Below are 22,138 nucleotides of genomic sequence, written 5' to 3' on the forward strand. Positions count from 1 at the left end.
TTTTCCATTACCGTCAGGTAATTATTGAGATGCATCGACGCAACGCTATCGAAGTATTGGCTGTAAGCCGATTCGCCAGCGGTATTTTCCCAGTGCTGGCGGACCATCTCATTCATGAATTCCCCATAAAAATCAGAGGGCGCCCCAGTCACATTGGCTGCGTCGTCAGCGTATGTATCACCCCACTTCGACAGCTGCCGCCAAGCCTCCGCATAGTTTCCTTGCTGCTGAAGCGACCTCAAGGTACTCAGTTGCGCACTATTCAGATTATGAGCCGGAATCGCCATGATCCATCCCCTATATGCAATGATTACTTTATGTGATCACTTGACCATAAAACTTTCAATTGACTTAGCGACATCATCATCTATCTCCCTCCACGACCTCAGATGAGAAATGGAAAAAACATACTCGACCTGCAAACCGCTATTGGTTACCGTCATGACGGTGCATGAAGGAGAGGGACCCCCTACCCGCGGACATTGCAACCTGAAATACTCGCCATCGCCCTCCTTGATATAGAGGTCAGCGCCCTTACTTTTGTCGCTCGCTCCTTGGTTATCCCAGTAGTGCGCAAGTCCATTCAGATCACTGGGAAGAAGGTCTAACCTATTCATACCCCTCATGCGCTGAACATACTCATCGCTTGGGTATAAGCTAATTCTTGGGCTTATTATTATTGATATCTTGTTGCCGTGCCCAAGCCGCTCAAACTCCGCCCGAACCGACTCATCATACGGCCTTACCCCCGGGATCAAACCAGTTATGGATATACCCCCCGCCTCAGTGAATTCATCCTTTGGATTTGGCCACCTATTTTTCCTCTTCAAGAAATCATCATAGTGATATCCGAGAGGAACCTCATATTTCTTTCCCGCAAGCATATACCTAACGGGCTCATTAAGGTTTACTTCTTCACTCATACGCCCCCCGCAACCAGAAAGAAAAATTGAAATAGCGGCAACACTCTGCCACCAGATCGCTATGTTTAAGTAAGGAAATTTCACCAACTCTCCCGATTAGCAATATTAGAAATACTAGATTTCGCCAATCCCACAGCTAAGCGGCAAGGAATTAGCTTGTAGCGAATAGCGCCTGCAACCGTTTCGCTCATCGTTCTCGCATTGCCTCAACACCATGCCGTTTTAGAGGACTAAGCAGGTAATCGATCACCCGCCGCTTGCCGGTCTTGATCTCCGCGCTCAGCGTCATGCCCGGCGTCAGCGTTGCTTCGACACCGTCAATCACCAGACCCGCATCTGCCAGCTTGATCCGTGCCGGAAAGACTAGTCCAAGGTTTTCGTCCTGCGCGGCATCGTGTGAGACCGTTTCCACGATGCCTTCTAGATAGCCATAGCGGGTGTAGGGGAAGCTTTCCACCTTGAGTGTCACCGGTTGCCCCCGCTTGATGAAGCCAATGTCCTTATTCAATATCGTTGCCTCCACTTCCAGCGATTCCTGATTCGGTACTACCGCCATCAGAGCCTGAGCTGGCGTCACAACACCGCCATTGGTATGAATCACCAACTGTTGCACCGTGCCGTCTACAGGCGCCCGTAGCAGCATGAGTTGATCGCGCTGCTTGGCCTTCGTTACCTGCGGCGCATACTGCCCAACCTGCTCGCGGGCCTGGCGCAAACCATCTAGGGTTTGCTGGCGGGTATCAGCCTCGAGCACGCGCAACTCTTCGCGTGCACCGACCAAAGCAGAGCGAGTTTCCAGCAAAGCAGCCCTTTGGGCAGCCAGTGCTCGCTCTAACTCGACCATTTCCTGCTGACGGGCGAGGTATTCATGACGGCTGACGTATTGCCCACCCAGTAGTCGCTTCAAGTCGGCTACCCGCTCGCGCGAGATAGCCAGACTCTGCTCCATCGGTCCGATCTGTGAGCGTACGGTGTTGGCTTGTGCTTCACGCTGGGCTATGGCCGCAAGCAAGTTCTGGCGCCTTGCCTGATATTCAGCAAACTCACTGTTGGCCAAGTCCCCCGCTGCTCGCAAGCGCGGAGAAGGTACAGACGGGTCATCCGGTAAAACCGGCAGCATGCCGGTGTCCAGCGATTGCATCATGGCGGTTTGGCGCAATTCGGCCAGCTTTGCCGCAACCAGTGCATCGCCTGCCTGCTGGGCATCCGCACCGGTGGCCGTGGCATCTAGCTCGACCAGAACTTCCCCCCGTTTCACGACTTGGCCGTCGCGGACCAAGATGCGGCGGACCACGGCTGTTTCCATCGACTGGATCACCTTGGTTCGCCCCCCCACGACAGTCTTGCCGGGGGCGACGGCCACCACGTCCACCTTGCCGATACATGCCCACAGCAGCGCAATACAAAAGAAGCTGACAATGATGCGCAGAGTCCAGCGTGCCGCAGGGGAAACTGGGGTTTCCGTCAGTTCCAGGTGTGCTGGCAGAAAGGCGATTTCGTCCTGTGTGCGTGACGGTGAATCCAGTGACTTCCGCTCCGACCATACGGCACGAAAGATCGCGGTGTAACGTCGTAGGAAGTCCCCCACGCCTTGCAAGACATGCCTCATGAAGCCGTACCTCCTTGTTGCAGGCGGTGCAGATGTGCGTAATAGCCATCGGGTCGCGCCAACAGGGCTTCATGGTTGCCGGCTTCGACGATCTCCCCCTTCTCCACCACCACGATGCGGTTGGCATGACGCACGGTGGAGAGGCGATGAGCAATGATGAGCACCGTGCGTCCCTTGCAGATGGCGCGCATGTTGGACATGACCGCGTGTTCGGACTCGTAGTCCAACGCACTGGTCGCCTCATCGAAGATCAGAATACGGGGATCGGCGATAAGCGCACGGGCGATGGCGACACGTTGACGTTGGCCGCCGGAAAGCCCCGCACCATGCTCGCCCACCTTGGTGTCGTAGCCCTCGGGCAGTTCCATGATGAAATCGTGCGCACCGGCCAGCTTAGCGGCGCGAATAACCCGTTCCAACGGCATGCCCGGCTCGGCCAGCGCAATGTTCTCACGGACGGATCGGTTGAACAGGAAGTTCTCCTGCAACACCACGCCCAACTGGCGGCGCAGCCAGGCCGGATCGGCCACGGCTAGGTCCTGCCCGTCTACTAATACCCGGCCGCGCTCGGGGGCGTACAGCCGCTGCACCAACTTGGTTAGGGTGCTCTTACCGGATCCGGAGCGACCAACGATGCCGATGACCTCACCCGCCTGAATGTCCAGATCAATGCTACGCAGAATCTCGGGAGCATCGGGTCGGTACCGAAAAGTAACCCGCTCGAAAGTTACCCGCCCGTGGATGGGCGGCAATGCCAAACGACTCCCTGGAACTTCGGTCTTGGTGTTGAGGATGTCACCAAGGCGTTCTACCGAGATTCCCACTTGCTGAAAGTCCTGCCAGAGCTGTGCCAGCCGGATAATCGGTGCGGCGACTTGCCCTGACAGCATGTTGAAAGCGATCAACTGGCCAAGTGTTAGTTTGTTCTCGATGACCAGCTTGGCACCGAAGTACAGGATGGCGACACTGACCACCTTCTGGGTCAACTGCACGCCTTGCTGACCCAGTGTTGCGATCTTGGTGACGCGGAAGCTGGCGCCCACGTACCCGGCCAGTTGGTTGTCCCAGGTACGGATCATGCGCGGCGAAACCGCCGTGGCCTTGACCGTGCCGATACCACTGACCGTTTCCACCAGGAAAGCTTGGTTGTCGGCACCGCGTGCGAACTTCTCGTCCAGGCGCTTACGCAGTACTGGCGTGATGCCGCCGGAGATTAGTGCATAGACGGGGAGAGACAGCACCACGACCAAGGTCAGCCAGCCGCTGTACCAGAACATCACCGCAAGGAAGACCACAGTGAACAGCAGGTCAAGCACCGAGGTCAGTGCCTGCCCGGTCAAGAACTGGCGGATGTTCTCCAACTCGCGCACGCGGGCGATGGTGTCGCCTACACGCCGCGATTCGAAGTAGGCCAACGGTAGGTTGAGCACATGGCGGAACAAACGCGCGCCCAATTCCACATCGATCTTGCTGGTGGTGTGGGCGAACACATAAGTACGCAGGCCATTCATCACCACGTCGAACACTGCCATTGCGATCAGACCGATGGCGATAACGTGCAAGGTAGTCATCGCGTGATGCACCAGCACCTTGTCCATCACAACCTGGTAGAACAACGGCGTGACCAGCGCGAAAAGCTGTATGAACAGTGAGACGACGAAAACCTCGGTCAACAGCTTGCGGTACTTGACCACAGCCGGGACGAACCAAGTGAAATCGAACTTGGCCAGCTCCCCGAGCACTGACGCGCGCGAGGCAACCTGCAACAGACGCCCGGCATAGCGAGCTTCGAACTCGTCACGCGTCAACGCTTTTGGACGGCGTTCGACCAGATCGTGGATCAGTATCTGCGTGCCATCGTGCGAGACTTTGGCCACCACGAAGGGCGGTTCTTCCTCCATGCCCCACGCGAGTGCCGGGAGGTTGGTGCTCCCGATACGGGAAGCCGGGTGAAGATGGAATTTGGCCTTTAAGCCAAGCTGTTTGGCCGCCAGCAGCAGGGTGCTCTCGTCGAACGCCTCACCGCCACGACCAAAATCATGGGTTAACTGCTGCTCGTCGGCTGCTATACCGTGGAACTGTGCCAGCAGCACCAGTCCACGCAGACCATAGTCAGGCTGTGGCCCATGCAGCGGCAAAGGCACGACCACATTGGGCGAACCATCGACATCCATGTCTTGCTTCCCAGCCCAATCAGGACAATGAAGATGTCGAATCTATACGCTTGAGGAAAGACAAGCGCAAGTCGAAGAATTGACAAGCACATCATCGGTAGCGCGAGGCAACTGTGTAACCCCATGAAATATAAATAGAATATTCCTATCCGTGATGAGTATCACGCATGAAAGACGCGCCACTGTGGCTCGCCGCCGATTACCGGTGCATTTCAAATGGGAGAACCTGATGCTGTACGGTTCCGAGGAATTCACTTGAGGCCCGTGTTTCAGGGCGAATTCCGGCAAAGACCAATGCTCATTTAGGTAGGGTTTGAACCATCCGCTCAGCGCTCGATCTCTTCATCCATAACTTCGCTCATCGGAGTCCTCTGCAGGGTTGTAACACCCGAACGGTTTTCAGTTGGTCATTCCTCCGAGCCTGACCTCAGGGCATTGGTGCTCGGCTAACGCCAGCTACGACGAAGTCCTGCGCAGCACCTGACGGTTTGCACCGCACCCCTCCTGAAACCTTCCCCCACGGCCCGCTTACGCACCTCAAACCTCGCCTCTTCGGCGGTTGGCAGAGCGCCGACTAGCAACTCGGACGTCTTTGGATCTCGTCAAATTAACCCCGTAGACCGCCTCACAGCGCTCCGCTTACACGGCATCTACATCGTGGTTGTCCCGATCTGAAACACTTCTCTCAAGTGGGTGGCGAGTCCGAAGTCTTCGGAAGTTTCGGCAAAAACTTCGCAAGAAATCGGCGTAGGTGGCAGCCTTACCTCCGACCTCACTGGACGCTTTATCCATGAACTACCGTGAACCCTGCCATTCATCGAACGACTGCGATTCGGCTCCGACCGCCAAGTCCGAGCTGTGGGCTGCCGTCCCAGCTATCCGTGACACCGGCCCCCTGCGTCTGGCCACGACGTCGCTGGCAAGCAGTCAGCGATATGCCGAGGCGAACCATGCGTTTGATGCTGACTCCTTCCTGCGCATGAAAGTCGTGATTGAGCTGAGCGGCTTGAGCCGCTCCACGATCTACAGTTTCATCAAGGACGGCAAGTTCCCCGCGCAGTGCAAGATTGGTGAGCGTGCAGTCGGCTGGCGTGCAAGCGAAATCTTCGAATGGATCTCCACGCGCGCACGTGGCGTGTAGTGAAAAAGCGTTAATTTAACGAGCACACGCTCGAGTGTTACACAGGCACCGCGCCATCGTCACAACTTCCCCGCGGGGAAAACCCATTGATTCCGGCCTGAATCAATTCCGGTATTTATTTAATAGCAATGGCACTGGCACTGGCACTGGCAATTAGTAGCAGCTAGAAATAAGTAGCCGCAGCTTGCAGCCATAGCCAGTTAACGATGCATCTACTTATGCCAACCCGCCACACCCACACGTGAGCGGAGAGATTGGCAACACCTTGCACTCAGCTTCACCGGTGCAACCGCTAGTAGCGAGCCGTCCTAGTTCAGGCATGACCTTTACCGAGGTCACACCCGATGCCGGAAGTCCTGGTACGTCAACGCTCTCGCTTCGCCACTAAATTCATTTACTACGGAACGCCTGTTAATGAACAAGCTCAATGATGACTGTTGCATTTACCCCGGTATGCCCGACCGCGAACCAGCTGAACTCTCGGAAAAAAACAAACGCGCCGTGCGCCACCCTGCTCAGCCGATGCTGCAGATGGCTGCGCGACGGGCTGCGCAGGTTGAAGCGCTGCACAATCGCTTCTCGGATGGCTACATGGTCCAGGAAGGCCCCAACCATGCGACTTTCCGCGGTGAGACAGCGGATACCAAGTTGAATCACCTGTTCCGCCTATTGGAGCTCTCCCATGAATACGTCATGGGTAGCACTACGACGGCATGCCGACGGATACGGACGAGAGCTATCAGCAGTCGCACGCTGCACTACTGCTACCGGCTCAGCACGGTTGGCAAGGAAGTTCTCGCATGCTGCAAGATCTACGTTCTGCGCACAGATGAGCTGAAGGACTGGACCACCAAGCACAGCAACGACCTCTTTAGCCCGACCATGACCGTAATGCTGCGCGCGATGGGCCGCTGGGCCAAGGACGCCTGCCACTGGCTGAACAAGAACGACGATGTGATCGAGGGCAGCTTAGATATGGATGCCGTCACCGCTCTCGAGCGCATTCTCGCCTTCGTGCGTCGGGCTTGCGGCACTTGGCGCTTCAAGAACGCCCGAGCCGAGTACGAGCGCCAAGCTGGCAGTAACTTTGCCAGCGCTTGCAAACTGATCCTCGACTGCTTCGCCCGTCCCACAACACGTTTACTGATCTTGCGTGTGGACCTGTATCTGCGCAAGGGCGAGCACCTTTGGGATATGGCCAAGGAGGGTGATCGAGCAGCAGCTCGCTTCCGCCGCCTACTGTATGACGGCAAGCGCTTCCCCAAAGCCATGAGCTGGATCTGCAAGTGCGTGCACGGCATTGACCGAGGCCTTCACTGGCATTGGATGGTGATTCTGGACGGCAGCCCGCACCGCAACGCCATGGACCTGACGAAGCAGCTGGGCCTCTTGTGGCAGCAGATCGTTGGCCCGGACCGAGGTAGCTACTTCAACTGTTACGTGCGCCGAAACCATCACAAGTTCAACGGCCTGGGTCTGGTGCATGCCACGGAAGCCCATAAGCTCTTGGACATACGTCATGCCATCTATTACATGACCAAGCGCGATTGCGTGCTCAGAACCACGACGGACAAGCACCAGGACTTCCGGCGCAGCAAACCGCGCTGGAAGCCCGTCTCCACGCGCGGTGCGCCCCGCAAGAACGAGGATGACCTCGACTTGGCTCGACGCCTTTTAGGGGGGCAGCGTAGTGAGTACCCGAAAGACTATGTTTTGCCTTGAGCCCCATGCCCACCATGCTGCCCTACCCGAATACCTCAACCCACTGCCCCATTGATGCACTGCCGGATCTGCTTTACGACGCAGCCTTTGCAGTGCACGCAATGGATGACGAAATTCCCGCCCCGATTCTCTTGCTTGAAGCAGTTGCAGCCAGCGCTGCGGCGGTACACCTGAGCTACGACGTGCGTGGCTTAGACGAAAGAACCATGCCGACGACCATCAATACATTGCTACTGGCCCCGAGCGGCCATGGCAAGGGCTCGTCGTATCAGGCCTTTTTTATGCCCTTTATGCAGTTTGAAGGGCATTCTGACCTTGACCCTATGCAGCAGGACGTGACGTACCGAGCACTGATGGAAACGCTCAACGGCCGTCTCCGAGGCACCAACATCCAACATGAAGACGGAGTCGACTTCCTGCAGAGCGACCTGTTCAAGAAGCACCTCGGGAAACTGACGCAGCTGTACAGCGGAATCATTCAGCTTAGCCACAAAGTGCACCGAACTGAGTTGATTGCCATGTACGCACGTTGCTCTCTTGGATTTCGTTCACAGCAGGACATCTTCTACCCAACCCTTAGGAAGCCCTTGGACGTCAGCTACGCTCAGGGACTCTGGCCGCGAACGATTGCTGTTCAGTGGCTTCCCGGAGACGGCATCTGGAGGCCTGCATATCTCCCAACTTCGGAGGACGGCCTGATCCGCCTCCGTGGCCGAATCGTGGAACTTCTGGAGCGCGCAGCTGAGCTAAGCACTGACACCAACGGCGCTCGACAGTGCATACAGTTGGACCGCCGGGCCGACGCCTTTATGAGAGAGCTCAAGTACCGCCTGAAGGACTGGAGGGAACATGACTACCAGGATGTCCGCGAGGCGGCGTCCCGAGCTTGGGAAAACACTCTGCGGCTTGCCGCTGTGTTTCATGTCATCTGCAACCAAGATGGGGATATCAGCTTGGATTTCGCACAACGCGCCTGGGAGATAGTGCAATGGTCCCTGACTCAGCATCGCATTATCTTGACCGAGATCAGATACGTTCCAACGAAAACCCAAATCGTTCAGACGAAGCTCCTGCTGAAGAAGACTAAGGTACCGCGCCCCGCGCAGAACGCACGTGAACTGATCCAATGCTTGGAGCATCTCTGCCGCAGCCGCTGCATCTCTTGGGTCAACAGAGATGAGGTCGAGTTTCTCGCCAACTTGACCCCAAAGCAGGTCCCAGCGGCATGGAAATGGCTGACGGTTGAGGGGGCAGTCGAGTTCCGTGGTAGTGGCGGCCGGACACTTGTTCGCAAGTTATGGACTTCCAATTCTGGAGCGCTCTGATTCGCCTCACGCTCTCGACGAAAGTCGATCATCATGACCTGAAGTATTCAGGGGCTGGCCTTCCAAAAGAAGGCCAGCCCCTAAGTTTACTCCGAAATTCTGGTGTCTACGAAGGCTGTTTTTTGAAAAACCTGACACTTCTGGGCTCCCTACCCGTCTCCTCCATCCATTTTCGCAACATGTTGTTCTGCTCTTCCGTAACTACAGACCCACTAATCAGCCGAACTAGATCACCAATCTCTAGGCCGGCAAATCCGTTCAACACAAAGTTCTTGGCAAGGTCGATGATCATGAAATCGCTACCTTTCCTCCGCCCGGACCACCAGTCGGCGATGGCCAAAGTCATGGAGAGCCCCTCGCTCGCAAATGGAAAATCATAATCCTCCCTATGCGCTCGAAATCCTTTTATATCATCAAGATCCATCGGATCCCTCTGAGGACCACCCTGAGAACGATTCACCTCCTTCCTAATAAACTTGAAAGTAGTCTCCAGCGTAGAATGCGTGAAAACCCCCCTCTTATTACACCGCCGCTTTAGCCACCCGCAAACCTGATCTCTATTCAACTCAAAATTTGAACCAGAGCCATTGAATCGATGTGCAGCCTGAAACATCCAGTAAATCCCAGGCATTCTTAATCCAAATTCATAAGGAAAATCTGCAAGGTCATCTACAGGCTTTAGGAACTGATCAAGACCTGAGACATCCTTAACATCCAGAAAGAGATCTTCCTTGTGGACCTTCATTTCCTTCGCAACATAGTACCGCCGATACGCGGGATCCTTCAGTAAGCCGAGAGCATTACCACTGCCCCATGCCTCGCGATCAATGAGAAATGCCTCATAAAACCCCTCACGCTTCAAGCCATGAATGCGATCTATGACCCGTGAAGATTTCCTTTGCCCCCGCGCCTTGGGGCGATTGTCCTGATCGATAGACAGGCCGAATTCGCAGAACTGTGGAGACTCGCACAAACCAGAATGCCCTAACTCCTCCAGTGAGCTATCGTCCAACCGGAGGTACATCAAATCATCACTAAACCCATGCATATCAAAGCTCAGAGCGTTAGCCGAGCGGTTCTCAAGATCGTCCAACGCACCGTCGCCCGGGCTCCCAGGGGGTGACAGCAGATACCCATTGAAAGATCGATAGACCTTGTAGCGAACTTGATCGACCTTGAGGTAGATCGGAATTTTCCTACTGAGGAGAAGGGAGAGTGGCTGGTCCTCATCAGGAAAGTAGCGCTTCCGCGCTTCATCAAAAGGGAGCATTCGCCCTTCACCGCTAATTGCCTCCATCACCGAACATCCTCCAAGCCCACACATCCGAGCTGGTGAGTATCAAAGATATCTGGTGTTTTCGGAACACGAAAAGCGCAGGCCTCCGCGCACCAAGCCTGCGAGCAAGGCGAGAGTTTCGCATGGGGAGGGCGGATCAAGCGGGCTCGCTACGACCGGCACGCTGCCGGCAAAGCCATCCGGGCTTTCCCGCTCGATCCCCCCATGAAGTCGTATATCGATAGGCAGGCGTTGAAACCTACCTGCATGCCTAGAGAACGTCAAAGTTCGCCTGCCTACTACTCACCTGTGTCCAGAACACCGCCACAGCCGCGCAGCCAAACGCTTGATTGAGTTCAACCCCGCCTTCGTTGATCGCTCCGGGGCGCTCTGACCTCAGTTGTCCGCACAATAAAGGCCGCCCCCTGAGGGGCGGCCTTTCTCTATTCTGGCGACCACCAGGGCGGAGCGGCATCGGACTTTCACACAGAACGAGCATGCACACGATGCGACAATGCCCCCGTTGGGGCAGAATCGCTCGGTTTTCCAGGTTCCTGGTCCATCCCTAGTCAAAGCTCGCCTCGCCCGCGCATGACTTGCCTGGCGATCACGTAGGCTAGCCGCTCGTCGCCGGACATCCCCTGAATCCGGAATGCTCCCAAGTGACGCTCAGCCTGACGTTCGATGCCCTGCTCTTTCAGTGTCCGGTGATCAACACGCTCCGCAATGCCATTGCGTTCCAAGTGCTCGTTGATGATCTTCGCAACCATGTAACGGCTTTCAATCACGCTCTCACTGACCTGCACGTTGGTTCTTCCGCACGCATCCTTCCTGCGTCCGCCCGCTTCGGGTCTGTCAGGGTTGTACCTGCGGAACATCTGCGACGCCGGTCGATCGATCCCATCCGGCATGCGATCTGAAATCATCAAGTGCAGGTGCAAGTTGATCCCCCCTTCGAGGGATGCCTCGGGTGCATGGACCGCGAACTGATAGGGCTTCGTACCTGCCAGGTAACAAATGAGATCCTGCACTAGGTCCCTCGACCCGCTGCCGACAAGCTCATTTGGGAGCGCAATGATGAACTCCCTGTACGCGACACCATTCATGCGCTCGTGTGCATCCGCTGCGGCCCAGAACGCTCGAGCATTACCCTCTGCCCAAGAAGGTAGGTTCCCGCACCCAACGTCGATCAAGTCTTCCCGTGACCGATACCTTCCTTCGCGGCGTATGTAGTCACTATGCCCTACGGCTTTACCCTTGGCGCCAGTCTTTAGCTGTAAATGGAAGATCTTCATGGTTAACCTCTATGTCGGGAATGAAAAAGGCCAGTGACGTTGGTCACTGGCCTCTGTGGGGTGGCTTGAAAGCTACTTAGCCTGATGGTTTTGGAGAAACGGTAAGTGCGCGCTCTGCATTCCCCCCTCCCTTCTATTGCATGTAGTGCACGTCATTGGGGGTAGTCATGTAAGTACCAGTAGCCGGCTTCTCTCATACCTTATGCACCTAGGAGTAAGAAACTACTCACCCTGCTCCGAGCAGTAGTTCAATCAGTACGCCGCACTGACAGGCTTAGCCTCAATCAACTTCCCGTTATGAATAACGTAGTTCACATTCTTCTCCACAGAGGGACAGCAGGTAGCATCACCCGGTCCTTGGACCAGTATCTTCATGACAACCATTCCGCCCTGCACTGCGAACTCCTGAACTCCCTCCCCATACCCCGACACAGGCAATGAGTCTGCATACGTCAAACCATTACCTTCTTTGAGGAAGACCGCCAGGTGCGTGGCGTAAGCGTTACCGCCATCAGTGGCCTGCAGTACGAACAGCACGGCCTTGTCACTGACACCGTCGCCATTGAGGTCACCCTCTGCGAAGCGCCTAGCTTCGACGTCTTCCTCTGACTGATTGAAGATGAAAGCATCTCGAGCCAGTGCTTCATTGATGACACTCTCCACCGGAGCAGCTGCAGAGGGCTCTGCTATGATCTGCGGCTCTGCTTGCGCAGGTGCGCAGCTAACCGCTTCTGCCTGCACGGGCGTCAAACCCGCCGGCACTTCGCATCCAGCAAGGTTGATGTCACCTGCCTGGGTGAGGGTCGATTCCTTCTTGCAGCCCACCAGCGCCAGGACGGCCCACATGGCGCCTACCAACATACCTACCTTCTTCATCGTCTCTCCTGAGATTCTTTGGCAAAAATCAAAACACGCGCACGCAGCGGGCGTGCATCGGCACGCCCGCTATGTACCCTCTTTACCCCGTCAGTTCCTTTTGTCCGATCCGTCACAGACCCAGCAGTCCGGATCGAGTCCGCGAGCGATCTTGTCGGCCCGGATGCTCTCCTGCTCCGCCTGGTACTTCGCTTCGCGCTGGGCTGGCGTCAGCAGGCGTACTGCGTTGTATCGTTTCTCCGCCTCTGTAAGCAGAACTTCCTGCTTGGGCGTCAGAGTGAAATCATTACTTTCCGAGATCGAACGATGGAGCGCCCACATCTCCGGTTCCGTCAGGTATTCAGTACCGTCTTGCAGATAGTGGGTCTGTGAGACCAGCTTTCCACCCTCGTACAGGCCCCGCTCCGAGACGGCTCCGTTCTCCTCCCAGTAGGCTTCCCACAGCCCTACAGGCACGCTGCCTTTGAAGTTGGCCTTTACCTTGACCTGACCATTCAGGTAGTAGCTGATCGCTTCTCCTTCCAGACCGTTGTTCACAGCCGTGGCCTGGTAGGAGAGTTGTCCAGGCTTCTCGGCGAAGTAGATCTTGATCGGCCCTTCCACGCGCCCGTTCTGCATCGTCAGGATGACGCCAGGACTGCCCGTTTTTGTGTGGAACACGGTCTCCCCATCCAGACCGCCGTCGGTCCGCTTACCTTCGTAGGCGACAACCTGTGACTGCGGATAGCGGCAGGTGTACTTGCCGCCTACCAATCCTTCTTCCACATCCACATCGCAGACATAGTTCAAGTTACCCAGCAGTGCGGTCATGCTGGTGGCCTGATTGGTGTTCAGGTTCTGAAGGATGGTCCTTAGAGAGCCCAGGAGCGGTTCGAGCTGCTTGTGCGGCACACCGGTAACCCGTCCATCAAAGGGTTCATTGGAGCCGGCTTCGTAGATTTTGCCGTTACTCAGCTCTGCGTTGCGCCAGTCCAGGACTGGCTTGCTGCAACCCCCAAGAAGAAGCGCAGCCAGCATGGCTGCAACGTAGTTGATGCGTTTCATGAAATTCCTTGTATGTATTGGTTGAACGGCCAACGTTAGGCCACCAGGGTTAACCAGCGTCCTTGTCGGCACGCTATTTCTTGAACATGGCGCCATGGGTGCGTCAGCGGTTTCGACACTGACCCGCTGCTACAAAGAGCCGGTCGGAAAGATCAGGTGGCGGGGTGCTCTGCTTCTCGATAGCCAGCAACCCCTGTTCCCCGTAGTGTTCCTGCAACTTGTCAAAGGCACATTTACAGCTGGATTTCGGTGCCCCACCGGCCACACAGTTATCGACGAATTGACCACGCAACTTGTCCAGCTCGCTGCTGCAGGCACTGAGTGCCAGCACGACGATCACCATTGGGAGAAGTGCTCGTTTCCGAAGAGTCATGTCTATCGCCTCTTCACCAGGACAAGCAGGGCGAAGATCACCACGATCCAGACCACACCGCCGATCAGCTTTCCGAATGACGGGAAGACCACTACGGGCCAGACCAGGCCCTGCCCGAGGTTGTAGAAGAACCCCTTGTAGGCATAACGTCCCCAGATATCGAAACATATGGCCGCGATCAGCACGGTCACGCCGTATAGGCCTATCAGGTACTTCATGTAATTCCCCTGTTGGTTGAGATCAGTTGGCTTCTTGCAAGTAATGGCTGACGGCGCTGAACAGCCGTCGCAGGTCATCGGCGTTGGGAACACTCAATGTGATGAAGGGCTCGCCATGGATCCGGATGTGCGCCCCCTGGGCGGTGATCTCCGTCAGACAACCCAGTAACCGGATCTCAGCCTGCTCGAACTTGGCCTTGCGCCGAATCTGGGTTTCGGTAATCAGTACGCCCTCGCTGGCACCGCCGAACACGGTGTCGTCGATGAGCACGACAACGTCCTGGGCCCGCAGCCTCTCTCCGTAGCTGTCCAGAGCGCCCAGGAGCTTCTTCCTGGGGATGTGCGGAGCCACGAACACGCGTTCGAAGGGCTCGTTACTGAACTCCAGCCCTTCTAGTGCTTCTCGGAGTGAGCGGAGCGGTGGAGGCTCTGGGGCCGTGGCTCGCTCCGTCCGGGGGCCTGGATCAGCCGGCTTCGCCGACGCTTGCGTACGGTCGAAGCGCTCGCGTTGGTCCGGGTCCTTGAGGACCGAATATGCCCTGTTGACCGCCTGCATCTTGGCCGTCGCCCATGCGACGGCGGCCTCGTCCCCTGCCTCATATCGGTCCGGGTGGTACTGGCTCCGTCGGCCTTTGTAGGCCAGCTCAATTTCCCAGAGCGGCGCCTCGGGGCGGACCCCGAGGACTTCGTAGTGGTTTTCATCCGCCATCAGGCCCTCTCCTGAGGATGAGCCATCGATGTGCCTCCATTCGTTGTGCCGGCTATTTCCATGGCCATAGCTCTCCCACTTCTTCCTTCCTCAACATGACCGCTCGATTCCCCCACAACGCAGTAGCGAACACAGAGCTAAGTTCAAGGCTTGCAATAAACTTACGTGATACGTAGAGTCTACCCGGGGCGTAGATCATCCGTCATCCTGTTGGTATGACTACATCGGTCACCTCCTGCTAATGGCCGGCCCTGCCCTCGAACCCCGGGGCGTAGTGGCTGCGCGCCTGCGCCAAGCCCGACTGCTTCGAGGGCTTAGCCAACGCGAAGTCGGAGTTCGAATGGGACTTGATAAGGACACTGCCTCGGCACGCATAAGCCGCTACGAGAGCGAGTCCATGGCCATAAGCTTGGAATCACTATTTTCGTTGGCTGACGCTCTTCAAGTGCCGGCCGCGTATTTGCTGGCGTCATCGGCAGCTATGGCAGACGCTATCCTTTTGATAGGTGATGAAAGCGAAGTACAGCAGGCTCGTCTCGCTCAGGCCTTGGCCGCTCTTGCTAGCCTTCCAGCAGTACGCCGGAAGGCACTACTCGAAGAGATCTTGGGTAAGCCGGGCATCTAGCCCTTCTTCTAGTTTCAGGGCCTTCACCAAGTATCGGCCTGCCATTCGCCGTAGACGTTCCGCAGCCTCTCTAGCCCGCGCCTTCGTGCGCCAGTTTCCGTCGGTAGCTGAGCGCTCTACCTCCCGTGCCTGTCGGTCTAGATCAGCCGCTTTGGCACGAGCTATTGCCGCCCTGGTCGATGCCCAGGACGTCTCCGTTTCCTTCATGCTGTTCTCCTGGTATCCGGGCCTTATATCTGCCCGAGCTGAGCCATCGAGGTACCTTGGCTTGCCGAAACCACAAGGTGATCGACGACCCTCACTTCCACCATCGCCAGGACCTCCTTCAACCGCTTGGTGATGGCTCGATCCGCTGCTGACGGCTCGCAATGCCCGCTAGGGTGGTTGTGAGCCAGTAGGACCGCTGCTGCGTTCAGGGCCAAGGCACGTTGGACGACAATCCGGGGATGGATCTCAGCACCATCTATCGAGCCTGAGAACAACCTTTCTACGGCGATCAGGCGGTTGCGGGCATCGAGGAACGCCACCTCGAAGTGCTCGCGGATCTCATTCCCAAGACGCAGGCGGAAGAACCTGCCGGCAACATCGGGATCTCCCAATAGAAGGCCACTGACCATTGCTCTGCTCTCAAGAATTTCCAATGCTTGAGCGAGGACGGAGCTGTCACGTTCGTTCAAACCGCGAGGTAGCTCTTCCAGGCGTTGCTTCTGCAGCGAGACATTCATGCGGCTTCCCCTAGCAGTTCCTTCCAAGCCTTCTGCTTTACCAATGCCCCTTGGCCGAACCACGCAGCATCCAAGCGGTTCTCCGTACTCTGCGCCCGCCGATGATGGTCTACGAACTCGGTAATGCTGTTGAGCAAACCAAAAGCCGTGCCCTTGCTGGTCTTCAAGCTAGCTCCCCTACCCTGCCCGTCATACAGCGCCCGTACCTTGGCAACAGCCTGCTCATTCACGACTGCCCTCCCATTCTGAGCAGCCGGATACGTGAGCAAATTCCGCAGCACCCCATCAACCGAATCAGGGTTCACAGGTGTCTCACAGAGAATCCGCATCCGCTCCACGAAGCCGTGCCAACCCTCAACAGCAATACCTAACTGACTTTTGACCCTGTCAGCATCGAAGGCACTGCGGTGCGGGACCTTGATGGCTCCAGTTCGATCCCCAACAGCGATCTGCAGCGTGTTGTTACACACCACGCGAACTGAGGTGAACTGAGCGGTGGTAGCCAGCGTTCCGTCACAGGCCGTAGCCAGAAGAAGATAGCCATTTACCTGATCTTGGCCCTTTAAGGCCACACCCTGCCCAGTACGGGCCAACGCCCAGAACTTCCGCCCGCCGCGAAGCACGCCTGCCGTTTCCAGCTCGAAACCACTGTACCGCGTCAGGTCGCGGTAGAACTCAAGAATCTCCTGCGGCTGGACTACTTGATAGCGCTTGGACACCACGGCCAGCGGTCGCTTGGTGTCAGAGCGATAAAGCACCTTCTGCCCGGGGAATGCCCGAACCGGATACTGATCTTCAGCATCGGCGGCGAATCGCACTTCGGCTTCCTCCAAGGACCAGTTCATGCCGGCGCGCTCGCGCCATACTTCAATGGACTGCCCTGGATCCAGCTGGCTTCCGATGCCATGCCATGGGACTTGGCCTGCATAGGCCATGGTTTCAACGTGATGCATCTCGGTCTCCTTTCTTAGACGGCATAACGCGCAAGGCCCGGACAGTGCCGGGCCTTGCGGGTCTATCTAGATAGTTGGTTTAGTCGTAGGAATCCCGGCCGAATTGGTCGGGGCGGGTGAACGAACAACGGGCCACGGCCGACAAGATGGCCGCAGCCACAATGAAGACGCAGTAGAGGAACTCGGATTTATCTTTCATGCTTAGTACTCGAAGCGATACGCCAATGCGCGGCGCACACGCAAAGCAGGGGGATCCTGCTTCACTGTGGTACTAAGGGTCTGAAACAAGTTTCAATCAAAGACAGCATCTCGATGAGGCACAACATTCAAGCTCGACACGCCGAACGGCAACTCCCGGCCAGAAGCAGACGTTAGGTTGCGCTGCCAAAACGCGCCTCACCGAACTGGCGGCGTTACCACGTCATCGCCCAACCCGCCATGGCAGCCAGTAACACGACCAGGACCGGCGGAGCACGCGCAACGACCAGCAGCCCGAATGCGACCAGTGCCATCGCGATATCCCATCGGTCATGGATCGCGCTCGTCCACACCGGGTCATACAACGCCGCCAGCAGGATGCCGACTATCCCGGCATTGACGCCTGCAATCGAAGCTTGGAGATCCTTGCGGTGGCGCAGGGACTCCCAGAACGGCAGCACCCCCACGAGCACAAGAAGGGCTGGCAGGAAAATGACCACCAGCAGTGCAAGGCCGCCTGCCCAGCCACCCAGCGGCCCCTCGGCCATAGCCCCCAGATACGCTGCAAAGGAGAAGAGAGGGCCCGGCACCGCCTGCGCCGCACCGTACCCGGCGAGGAGATCCGCCGTGCTCACGGTGCCGCTCTGGACGACCGCGGTCTGCAGCAACGGCAGCACGACATGGCCGCCGCCGAAGACCAGGGCGCCAGCGCGGTACACACCCTCCAACAGCACGGCCAAGGGGGAGCCGCTAACCACCGCCCACACGGGCAGCAGAACAAGCGGCAGCACCAGTAGCACCAGTGCCACTGTGCCGGTTCTTCGCGAGACGGGATAGCCGCCGTCTGATTGGCCGGAAGCAGGTTCGATCTTCAGCATCCAGCGACCGAGCAGTCCGCTGAAGATGATCACCACGATCTGGCCGACGACCGAGGGTATGGACAAAGTCAACACAGCGGCAAAAAGCGCCATCCCTGCCCTCAGACGGTCCGGGCACAGGGATCGGGCCATTCCCCATACTGCTTGAGCCACCACAGCAACTGCCACGATCTTCAGGCCATGCAGCCAGCCGGATTCAACGATGCCCTGGTATTTGGCAACCCCCAAAGCGAACAGGATCATCAGCACGGCCGAAGGCAGCGTAAAGCCAGCCCAAGCAGCCAACAGGCCAGACCAGCCAGCGCGGCGCAAGCCCAACGCCATCCCAACCTGGCTGCTGGCCGGGCCTGGCAGTAACTGGCACAGGGCCGCCAAATCAGAGTAGCTACGGTCCGTCAGCCAACGGCGGCGTTCGACGAACTCGAGGCGGAAGTAGCCCAGATGGGCGATCGGACCGCCGAACGACGTCAGCCCCAGCCGCAGGAATACCAGGAAGACGCGCCACGCGCTGTCGCTTGTTGTGGGATCGAGCGCCGACATGGACCATGACCTCCTGTGGTTCTCAGCGGCGGCAAGCCCAGCCAGGCACTGGGATCACGGCGTGGAGCTTCCGGCGTGCCCGGTCACCAGCTCTCCATCTTCCTTTCGGAACGGCCCGGGCAGCGGCGACAGGATCTCCAGCACCACTTCCGAAGGCCGGCACAGACGAGTACCCCTATCGGTTTGTACGAGAGGACGATTGATGAGTATCGGGTGCGCCAGCATCGCATCAAGCAGCGCGTCGTCGCTCAGTCCTGCGTCGCCTAGCCCGAGCGCTTCATACGGCGTCCCCTTCTGCCGGATGGCATCGCGCATGCTCAACCCCGCCGCCGTAATGAGCTCGACTAGGCGCGCACGGCTGGGTGGGTTGGCCAGGTAGTCGATCACTTCCGGCTCGATGCCGACGAAGCGAATCAGTGCCAAAGTATTGCGCGAAGTGCCGCAGTTGGGGTTGTGATAGATGACAGCGTTCACGCACTTTCCTCTTTGTTCAAAACGGTCTCCACCACGCCTGCGGCAGCGGCCAGCGCCGTCGCCTCAACGGCCCCCTTGCGCTCGCTGTATCGGTCCACCAGGTAGTCGCTACGCCCGCGCACCAGAAGGGTGAACTTGATCAGTTCCTCCATCACGTCCACGACGCGATCGTAGTACGCCGAAGGCTTCATTCGACCGTCGTCATCGAACTCCTGCCAGGCCTTGGCCACCGAGGATTGGTTCGGGATCGTGACCATGCGCATCCAACGGCCGAGCACGCGCAGCGCGTTGACCACGTTGAACGACTGAGAACCGCCGCAGACCTGCATCACAGCCAGCGTCCGGCCCTGAGTGGGTCGCACGCTGCCCTCTTCTAGTGGCAGCCAGTCGATCTGATTCTTGAATACTGCAGTAAGGGTGCCGTGGCGTTCCGGGCTGATCCACACGTGTCCTTCTGACCACAGCGAGGCCCTACGCAGCTCCTGCACCTTCGAGTGAGTGGCCGGCACCGAGTCAAGCATCGGTAGCTCATGTGGATCAAAGAGGCGGGTTTCCGCCCCAAGCTGCTCCAGCAGCCGCTGCGACTCAAGCGCCAGCTTGCGGCTGAACGACTGCGGGCGCAGCGACCCATACAGGATCAGGATGCGTGGTCGGTGTGGCTGGGCGACCGGATCGCTGAGCTTGGCGGCCGTGGGGATGTCCAAGGCACCCGAGACCACGTTAGGGATCTGCTGCACGGGGGTTGTCCTGTCATTTTAATTTGATTATTCTAGAATCATGGAACACAAAAAAGCAACCCACGCCTTGGCTGCCCTGGGTCATGCCACCCGCCTGTCGATCTTCCGCCTCCTGGTTCAGGCGGGGAGCGTCGGCAAGCTGGCTGGCGATATTGCGCATGCGCTCTCTTTGCCTGGCGCCACACTCTCTTTCCACCTGAAGGAACTGCTTGCTGCGGGACTGATCAGCGCCGAGCAACGTGGCCGGACCATCTGCTACCGAGCCGAGTTCGTGGCGATGAACGAGCTGGTGGCCTACCTGACTGAAAACTGCTGTGCAGAGGAACAGGCCTGTGAACGCCCCGCAGGATGCTGACCCCATATCCCAGAGTTCGCCAAAATGACCCGTCGTGTTCTCTTTCTTTGTACCGGCAATTACGCGCGCAGCGTGTTGGCCGAATCGACCCTGACAAAGTGGGGCGAAGGCCGCTATCGGTCCTTCAGTGCAGGCAGCCAGCCGGCCGGTCGGGTCAATCCGTTCGCCATTGCTCAGTTGCAGCGCGAGGGCTTCCCGGTGGAGGGCCTGCGTAGCAAGTCCTGGGATGAATTTGCCGAAGCGGATGCTGCTGCCATGGACCTGATAGTCACCGTGTGCGACAGCGCGGCTGCCGAAGCGTGCCCGGTCGTGTTTGGCGATTTCGTGCGCGTGCACTGGGGCTTGTCCGATCCGGCCGGCGTAGAAGGCTCGGATGCACAGAAGGCTGAAGCATTCGATCGGGCACATCAGATCATCAAGGCCCGCCTGAAGGCCTTCCTGGAGATTCCTGACGGGGCATGGGATGACCGTAAAGCTCTCAAGGCACAGCTCGATCAGATTGCGCAGATCAACTGACCGTCCTCCCGGAAACTCCCATGACTACTGAAACCTCCCGCCTGTCCTTCCTGGACCGGTATCTCACGCTCTGGATCTTCGCCGCCATGGCGCTCGGCGTCGGCCTGGGCGCGTTGTTCGAGGGCGTGCCCAACGCGTTGAACAGCCTTTCGATAGGGTCGACCAACATTCCGATCGCGATCGGCTTGATTCTGATGATGTATCCGCCGCTGGCCAAGGTGAAGTACGAGGAACTGCCCACGGTCTTTGCCGACAAGTGCGTGCTGATGCTCTCGCTGCTGCAGAACTGGATCGTGGGCCCGTTCCTGATGTTCGGCCTGGCGGTGCTGTTCCTGCGCGACTACCCCGAGTACATGACCGGCCTGATCCTGATCGGCCTGGCGCGCTGCATTGCCATGGTGCTGGTGTGGAACCAGCTGGCACGCGGCGACGGCCAGTACGTGGCCGGCCTGGTGGCATTCAATTCGATCTTCCAGATAGGGCTGTTCAGCGTTTACGCATGGTTCTTCCTTTCCTGGTTGCCGCCAGTGTTCGGCCTGCAGAGCAGCGTCATCGATGTCAGTGTCTGGACCATCGCCGAGGCGGTGCTGATCTACCTGGGCATCCCATTCCTGGCCGGCTTCCTCACCCGTCGATGGCTGAAGGCTCGCAAGGGCGTGCAGTGGTATGAAGAGAAGTTCCTACCTGCCATCAGCCCGATAACGCTCGCCGCACTGCTGTTCACCATCGTGGCGATGTTCAGCCTGAAAGGCGGTGACGTGCTGCGGATTCCCATGGACGCGGTGCGCATCGCGATCCCGCTGACGCTTTACTTCATCATCCAGTTCGTCATCAGCTTCTTCATGGGCAAGCTGATCGCCAAGGACTATCCGCGCACCACTGCGATCGCGTTCACCGCGGCAGGCAACAACTTCGAACTGGCCATCGCGGTAGCCATCGCGGCATTCGGTCTGGCCTCGCCGGTCGCCTTCGCCGCCGTCATCGGCCCGCTGGTGGAAGTGCCGGTATTGATCCTGCTGGTCCATGTTGCCTTGCGACTGGGCAAGCGTCACTTTCCTGCTGATGCACGGAGCCGCTGATCTACAGTAACTCTTGGTATGTTCATACCGTTAAACCTTCCGTTCCAGTACAAGGAGCGACCGGGATGTATTGCACCAAGCGTCCATTTCTGCACATCGGCTAGCTGACGTTTCTCTCGTCACGATCACAATCGCCGCATCGGCACAGGCACCGGAGTTTGATCACATCAACACTTGATTCTGAACGAGACGTCTACTGCGAAACGGGAAGACCGCTCAAGTACGAGAAGCTGGGAACCAACGCAAAAAACGCGCTAGCGGCCACTTTGATTACCAGGTAACCCGCATTCCTGTCGCCTAAAGGCAACCTCACTGCCTGGCGCCACCCAACTTCGTCACACACGGACGCTAGAAAGGGCCTATGGTGGTTGCT

General features: G+C 57.7%; 22 protein-coding genes. 7 read left to right on the forward strand and 15 right to left on the reverse strand.

Annotated elements, in window-relative coordinates; genetic code table 11:
- Positions 1-323 precede the first annotated feature (323 nt).
- The 3 genes from Q5Z11_RS18320 to Q5Z11_RS18330 all read right to left on the reverse strand — a co-directional run bounded on the left by Q5Z11_RS18320 (position 324) and on the right by Q5Z11_RS18330 (position 4,706).
- Entirely contained in the window at positions 324-1,007 is a 684-nt protein-coding gene (locus tag Q5Z11_RS18320) for a hypothetical protein (protein ID WP_303747727.1), read from the reverse strand.
- Between the two features lie 103 nt (positions 1,008-1,110).
- The gene (locus tag Q5Z11_RS18325; protein ID WP_303747728.1) at positions 1,111-2,532 is read right to left on the reverse strand and encodes an HlyD family type I secretion periplasmic adaptor subunit; all 1,422 of its coding nucleotides are present in this window, start codon (positions 2,530-2,532) and stop codon (positions 1,111-1,113) included.
- Positions 2,529-4,706, reverse strand: coding sequence for a type I secretion system permease/ATPase (locus tag Q5Z11_RS18330; protein ID WP_303747729.1), 2,178 nt, complete (start codon positions 4,704-4,706; stop codon positions 2,529-2,531). The genes Q5Z11_RS18325 and Q5Z11_RS18330 overlap by 4 nt, the downstream gene beginning before the upstream one ends.
- A gap of 790 nt (positions 4,707-5,496) precedes the next feature.
- Here Q5Z11_RS18330 and Q5Z11_RS18335 point away from each other — a divergent pair.
- The 3 genes from Q5Z11_RS18335 to Q5Z11_RS18345 all read left to right on the forward strand — a co-directional run bounded on the left by Q5Z11_RS18335 (position 5,497) and on the right by Q5Z11_RS18345 (position 8,894).
- Positions 5,497-5,847 (forward strand): helix-turn-helix transcriptional regulator, encoded by a 351-nt coding sequence (locus Q5Z11_RS18335; RefSeq protein WP_303747730.1) that lies wholly within the window; start codon positions 5,497-5,499, stop codon positions 5,845-5,847.
- Positions 5,848-6,261: 414 nt separating this feature from the next.
- Positions 6,262-7,569, forward strand: coding sequence for a hypothetical protein (locus tag Q5Z11_RS18340; RefSeq protein ID WP_303747731.1), 1,308 nt, complete (start codon positions 6,262-6,264; stop codon positions 7,567-7,569).
- Between the two features lie 5 nt (positions 7,570-7,574).
- Positions 7,575-8,894 carry a DUF3987 domain-containing protein gene (locus Q5Z11_RS18345; protein WP_303747732.1) on the forward strand — a complete coding sequence of 440 codons (1,320 nt, stop codon included), beginning with the start codon at positions 7,575-7,577 and terminating at the stop codon, positions 8,892-8,894.
- A gap of 106 nt (positions 8,895-9,000) precedes the next feature.
- On the opposite strand, the gene Q5Z11_RS18350 is transcribed toward Q5Z11_RS18345, so the two are convergent.
- The 7 genes from Q5Z11_RS18350 to Q5Z11_RS18380 form a co-directional block, all read right to left on the reverse strand.
- Positions 9,001-10,194, reverse strand: a complete 1,194-nt coding sequence (locus tag Q5Z11_RS18350; RefSeq protein WP_303747733.1) for a hypothetical protein — start codon at positions 10,192-10,194, stop codon at positions 9,001-9,003.
- 545 nt (positions 10,195-10,739) lie between these two features.
- On the reverse strand, positions 10,740-11,465 hold the full coding sequence (locus tag Q5Z11_RS18355; protein ID WP_303747734.1) for a MobA/MobL family protein: 726 nt from the start codon (positions 11,463-11,465) through the stop codon (positions 10,740-10,742).
- Positions 11,466-11,717: 252 nt separating this feature from the next.
- Positions 11,718-12,341, reverse strand: coding sequence for a hypothetical protein (locus Q5Z11_RS18360; RefSeq protein WP_303747735.1), 624 nt, complete (start codon positions 12,339-12,341; stop codon positions 11,718-11,720).
- A gap of 90 nt (positions 12,342-12,431) precedes the next feature.
- Complete coding sequence (locus Q5Z11_RS18365) at positions 12,432-13,385, reverse strand: toxin-antitoxin system YwqK family antitoxin (RefSeq protein WP_303747736.1); 954 nt, start codon at positions 13,383-13,385, stop codon at positions 12,432-12,434.
- A 103-nt stretch (positions 13,386-13,488) separates the two neighbouring features.
- On the reverse strand, positions 13,489-13,728 hold the full coding sequence (locus Q5Z11_RS18370; protein ID WP_303747737.1) for a hypothetical protein: 240 nt from the start codon (positions 13,726-13,728) through the stop codon (positions 13,489-13,491).
- Between the two features lie 32 nt (positions 13,729-13,760).
- Positions 13,761-13,976, reverse strand: a complete 216-nt coding sequence (locus Q5Z11_RS18375) for a hypothetical protein (protein WP_062168854.1) — start codon at positions 13,974-13,976, stop codon at positions 13,761-13,763.
- 22 nt (positions 13,977-13,998) lie between these two features.
- Positions 13,999-14,685 (reverse strand): J domain-containing protein, encoded by a 687-nt coding sequence (locus Q5Z11_RS18380; RefSeq protein ID WP_303747738.1) that lies wholly within the window; start codon positions 14,683-14,685, stop codon positions 13,999-14,001.
- 241 nt (positions 14,686-14,926) lie between these two features.
- Between Q5Z11_RS18380 and Q5Z11_RS18385 the strand changes: the two genes are divergently transcribed.
- Complete coding sequence (locus Q5Z11_RS18385; RefSeq protein WP_062171252.1) at positions 14,927-15,310, forward strand: helix-turn-helix domain-containing protein; 384 nt, start codon at positions 14,927-14,929, stop codon at positions 15,308-15,310.
- 230 nt (positions 15,311-15,540) lie between these two features.
- Here Q5Z11_RS18385 and Q5Z11_RS18390 read toward each other — a convergent pair whose 3' ends face one another.
- The 5 genes from Q5Z11_RS18390 to arsH all read right to left on the reverse strand — a co-directional run bounded on the left by Q5Z11_RS18390 (position 15,541) and on the right by arsH (position 19,815).
- Positions 15,541-16,035 (reverse strand): JAB domain-containing protein, encoded by a 495-nt coding sequence (locus Q5Z11_RS18390; protein WP_303747739.1) that lies wholly within the window; start codon positions 16,033-16,035, stop codon positions 15,541-15,543.
- Positions 16,032-16,988 (reverse strand): DUF932 domain-containing protein, encoded by a 957-nt coding sequence (locus Q5Z11_RS18395; protein ID WP_303747740.1) that lies wholly within the window; start codon positions 16,986-16,988, stop codon positions 16,032-16,034. Before Q5Z11_RS18395 ends, Q5Z11_RS18390 begins: the two co-directional genes overlap by 4 nt.
- Before the next feature lie 413 nt (positions 16,989-17,401).
- Positions 17,402-18,604, reverse strand: coding sequence for a chromate efflux transporter (gene chrA / locus Q5Z11_RS18400; RefSeq protein WP_303747741.1), 1,203 nt, complete (start codon positions 18,602-18,604; stop codon positions 17,402-17,404).
- A 54-nt stretch (positions 18,605-18,658) separates the two neighbouring features.
- Positions 18,659-19,078: an arsenate reductase (glutaredoxin) gene (gene arsC / locus Q5Z11_RS18405; protein WP_062168864.1), complete on the reverse strand. Its 420-nt coding sequence runs from the start codon at positions 19,076-19,078 to the stop codon at positions 18,659-18,661.
- Complete coding sequence (gene arsH / locus Q5Z11_RS18410; protein WP_062168866.1) at positions 19,075-19,815, reverse strand: arsenical resistance protein ArsH; 741 nt, start codon at positions 19,813-19,815, stop codon at positions 19,075-19,077. The genes arsC and arsH overlap by 4 nt, the downstream gene beginning before the upstream one ends.
- Before the next feature lie 40 nt (positions 19,816-19,855).
- Here arsH and Q5Z11_RS18415 point away from each other — a divergent pair, with 40 nt between their 5' ends.
- The 3 genes from Q5Z11_RS18415 to arsB are packed head-to-tail and all read left to right on the forward strand — an operon-like array spanning position 19,856 to position 21,765.
- Complete coding sequence (locus Q5Z11_RS18415) at positions 19,856-20,170, forward strand: ArsR/SmtB family transcription factor (protein WP_062168868.1); 315 nt, start codon at positions 19,856-19,858, stop codon at positions 20,168-20,170.
- Positions 20,171-20,194: 24 nt separating this feature from the next.
- Positions 20,195-20,686: an arsenate reductase ArsC gene (locus Q5Z11_RS18420; protein ID WP_303747742.1), complete on the forward strand. Its 492-nt coding sequence runs from the start codon at positions 20,195-20,197 to the stop codon at positions 20,684-20,686.
- 20 nt (positions 20,687-20,706) lie between these two features.
- Positions 20,707-21,765, forward strand: a complete 1,059-nt coding sequence (gene arsB, locus Q5Z11_RS18425) for an ACR3 family arsenite efflux transporter (RefSeq protein WP_303747743.1) — start codon at positions 20,707-20,709, stop codon at positions 21,763-21,765.
- Positions 21,766-22,138: the final 373 nt, after the last annotated feature.

It is taken from the genome of Stenotrophomonas sp. 610A2, from assembly GCF_030549615.1.
In the GTDB taxonomy this organism is placed as follows: domain Bacteria; phylum Pseudomonadota; class Gammaproteobacteria; order Xanthomonadales; family Xanthomonadaceae; genus Stenotrophomonas; species Stenotrophomonas pigmentata.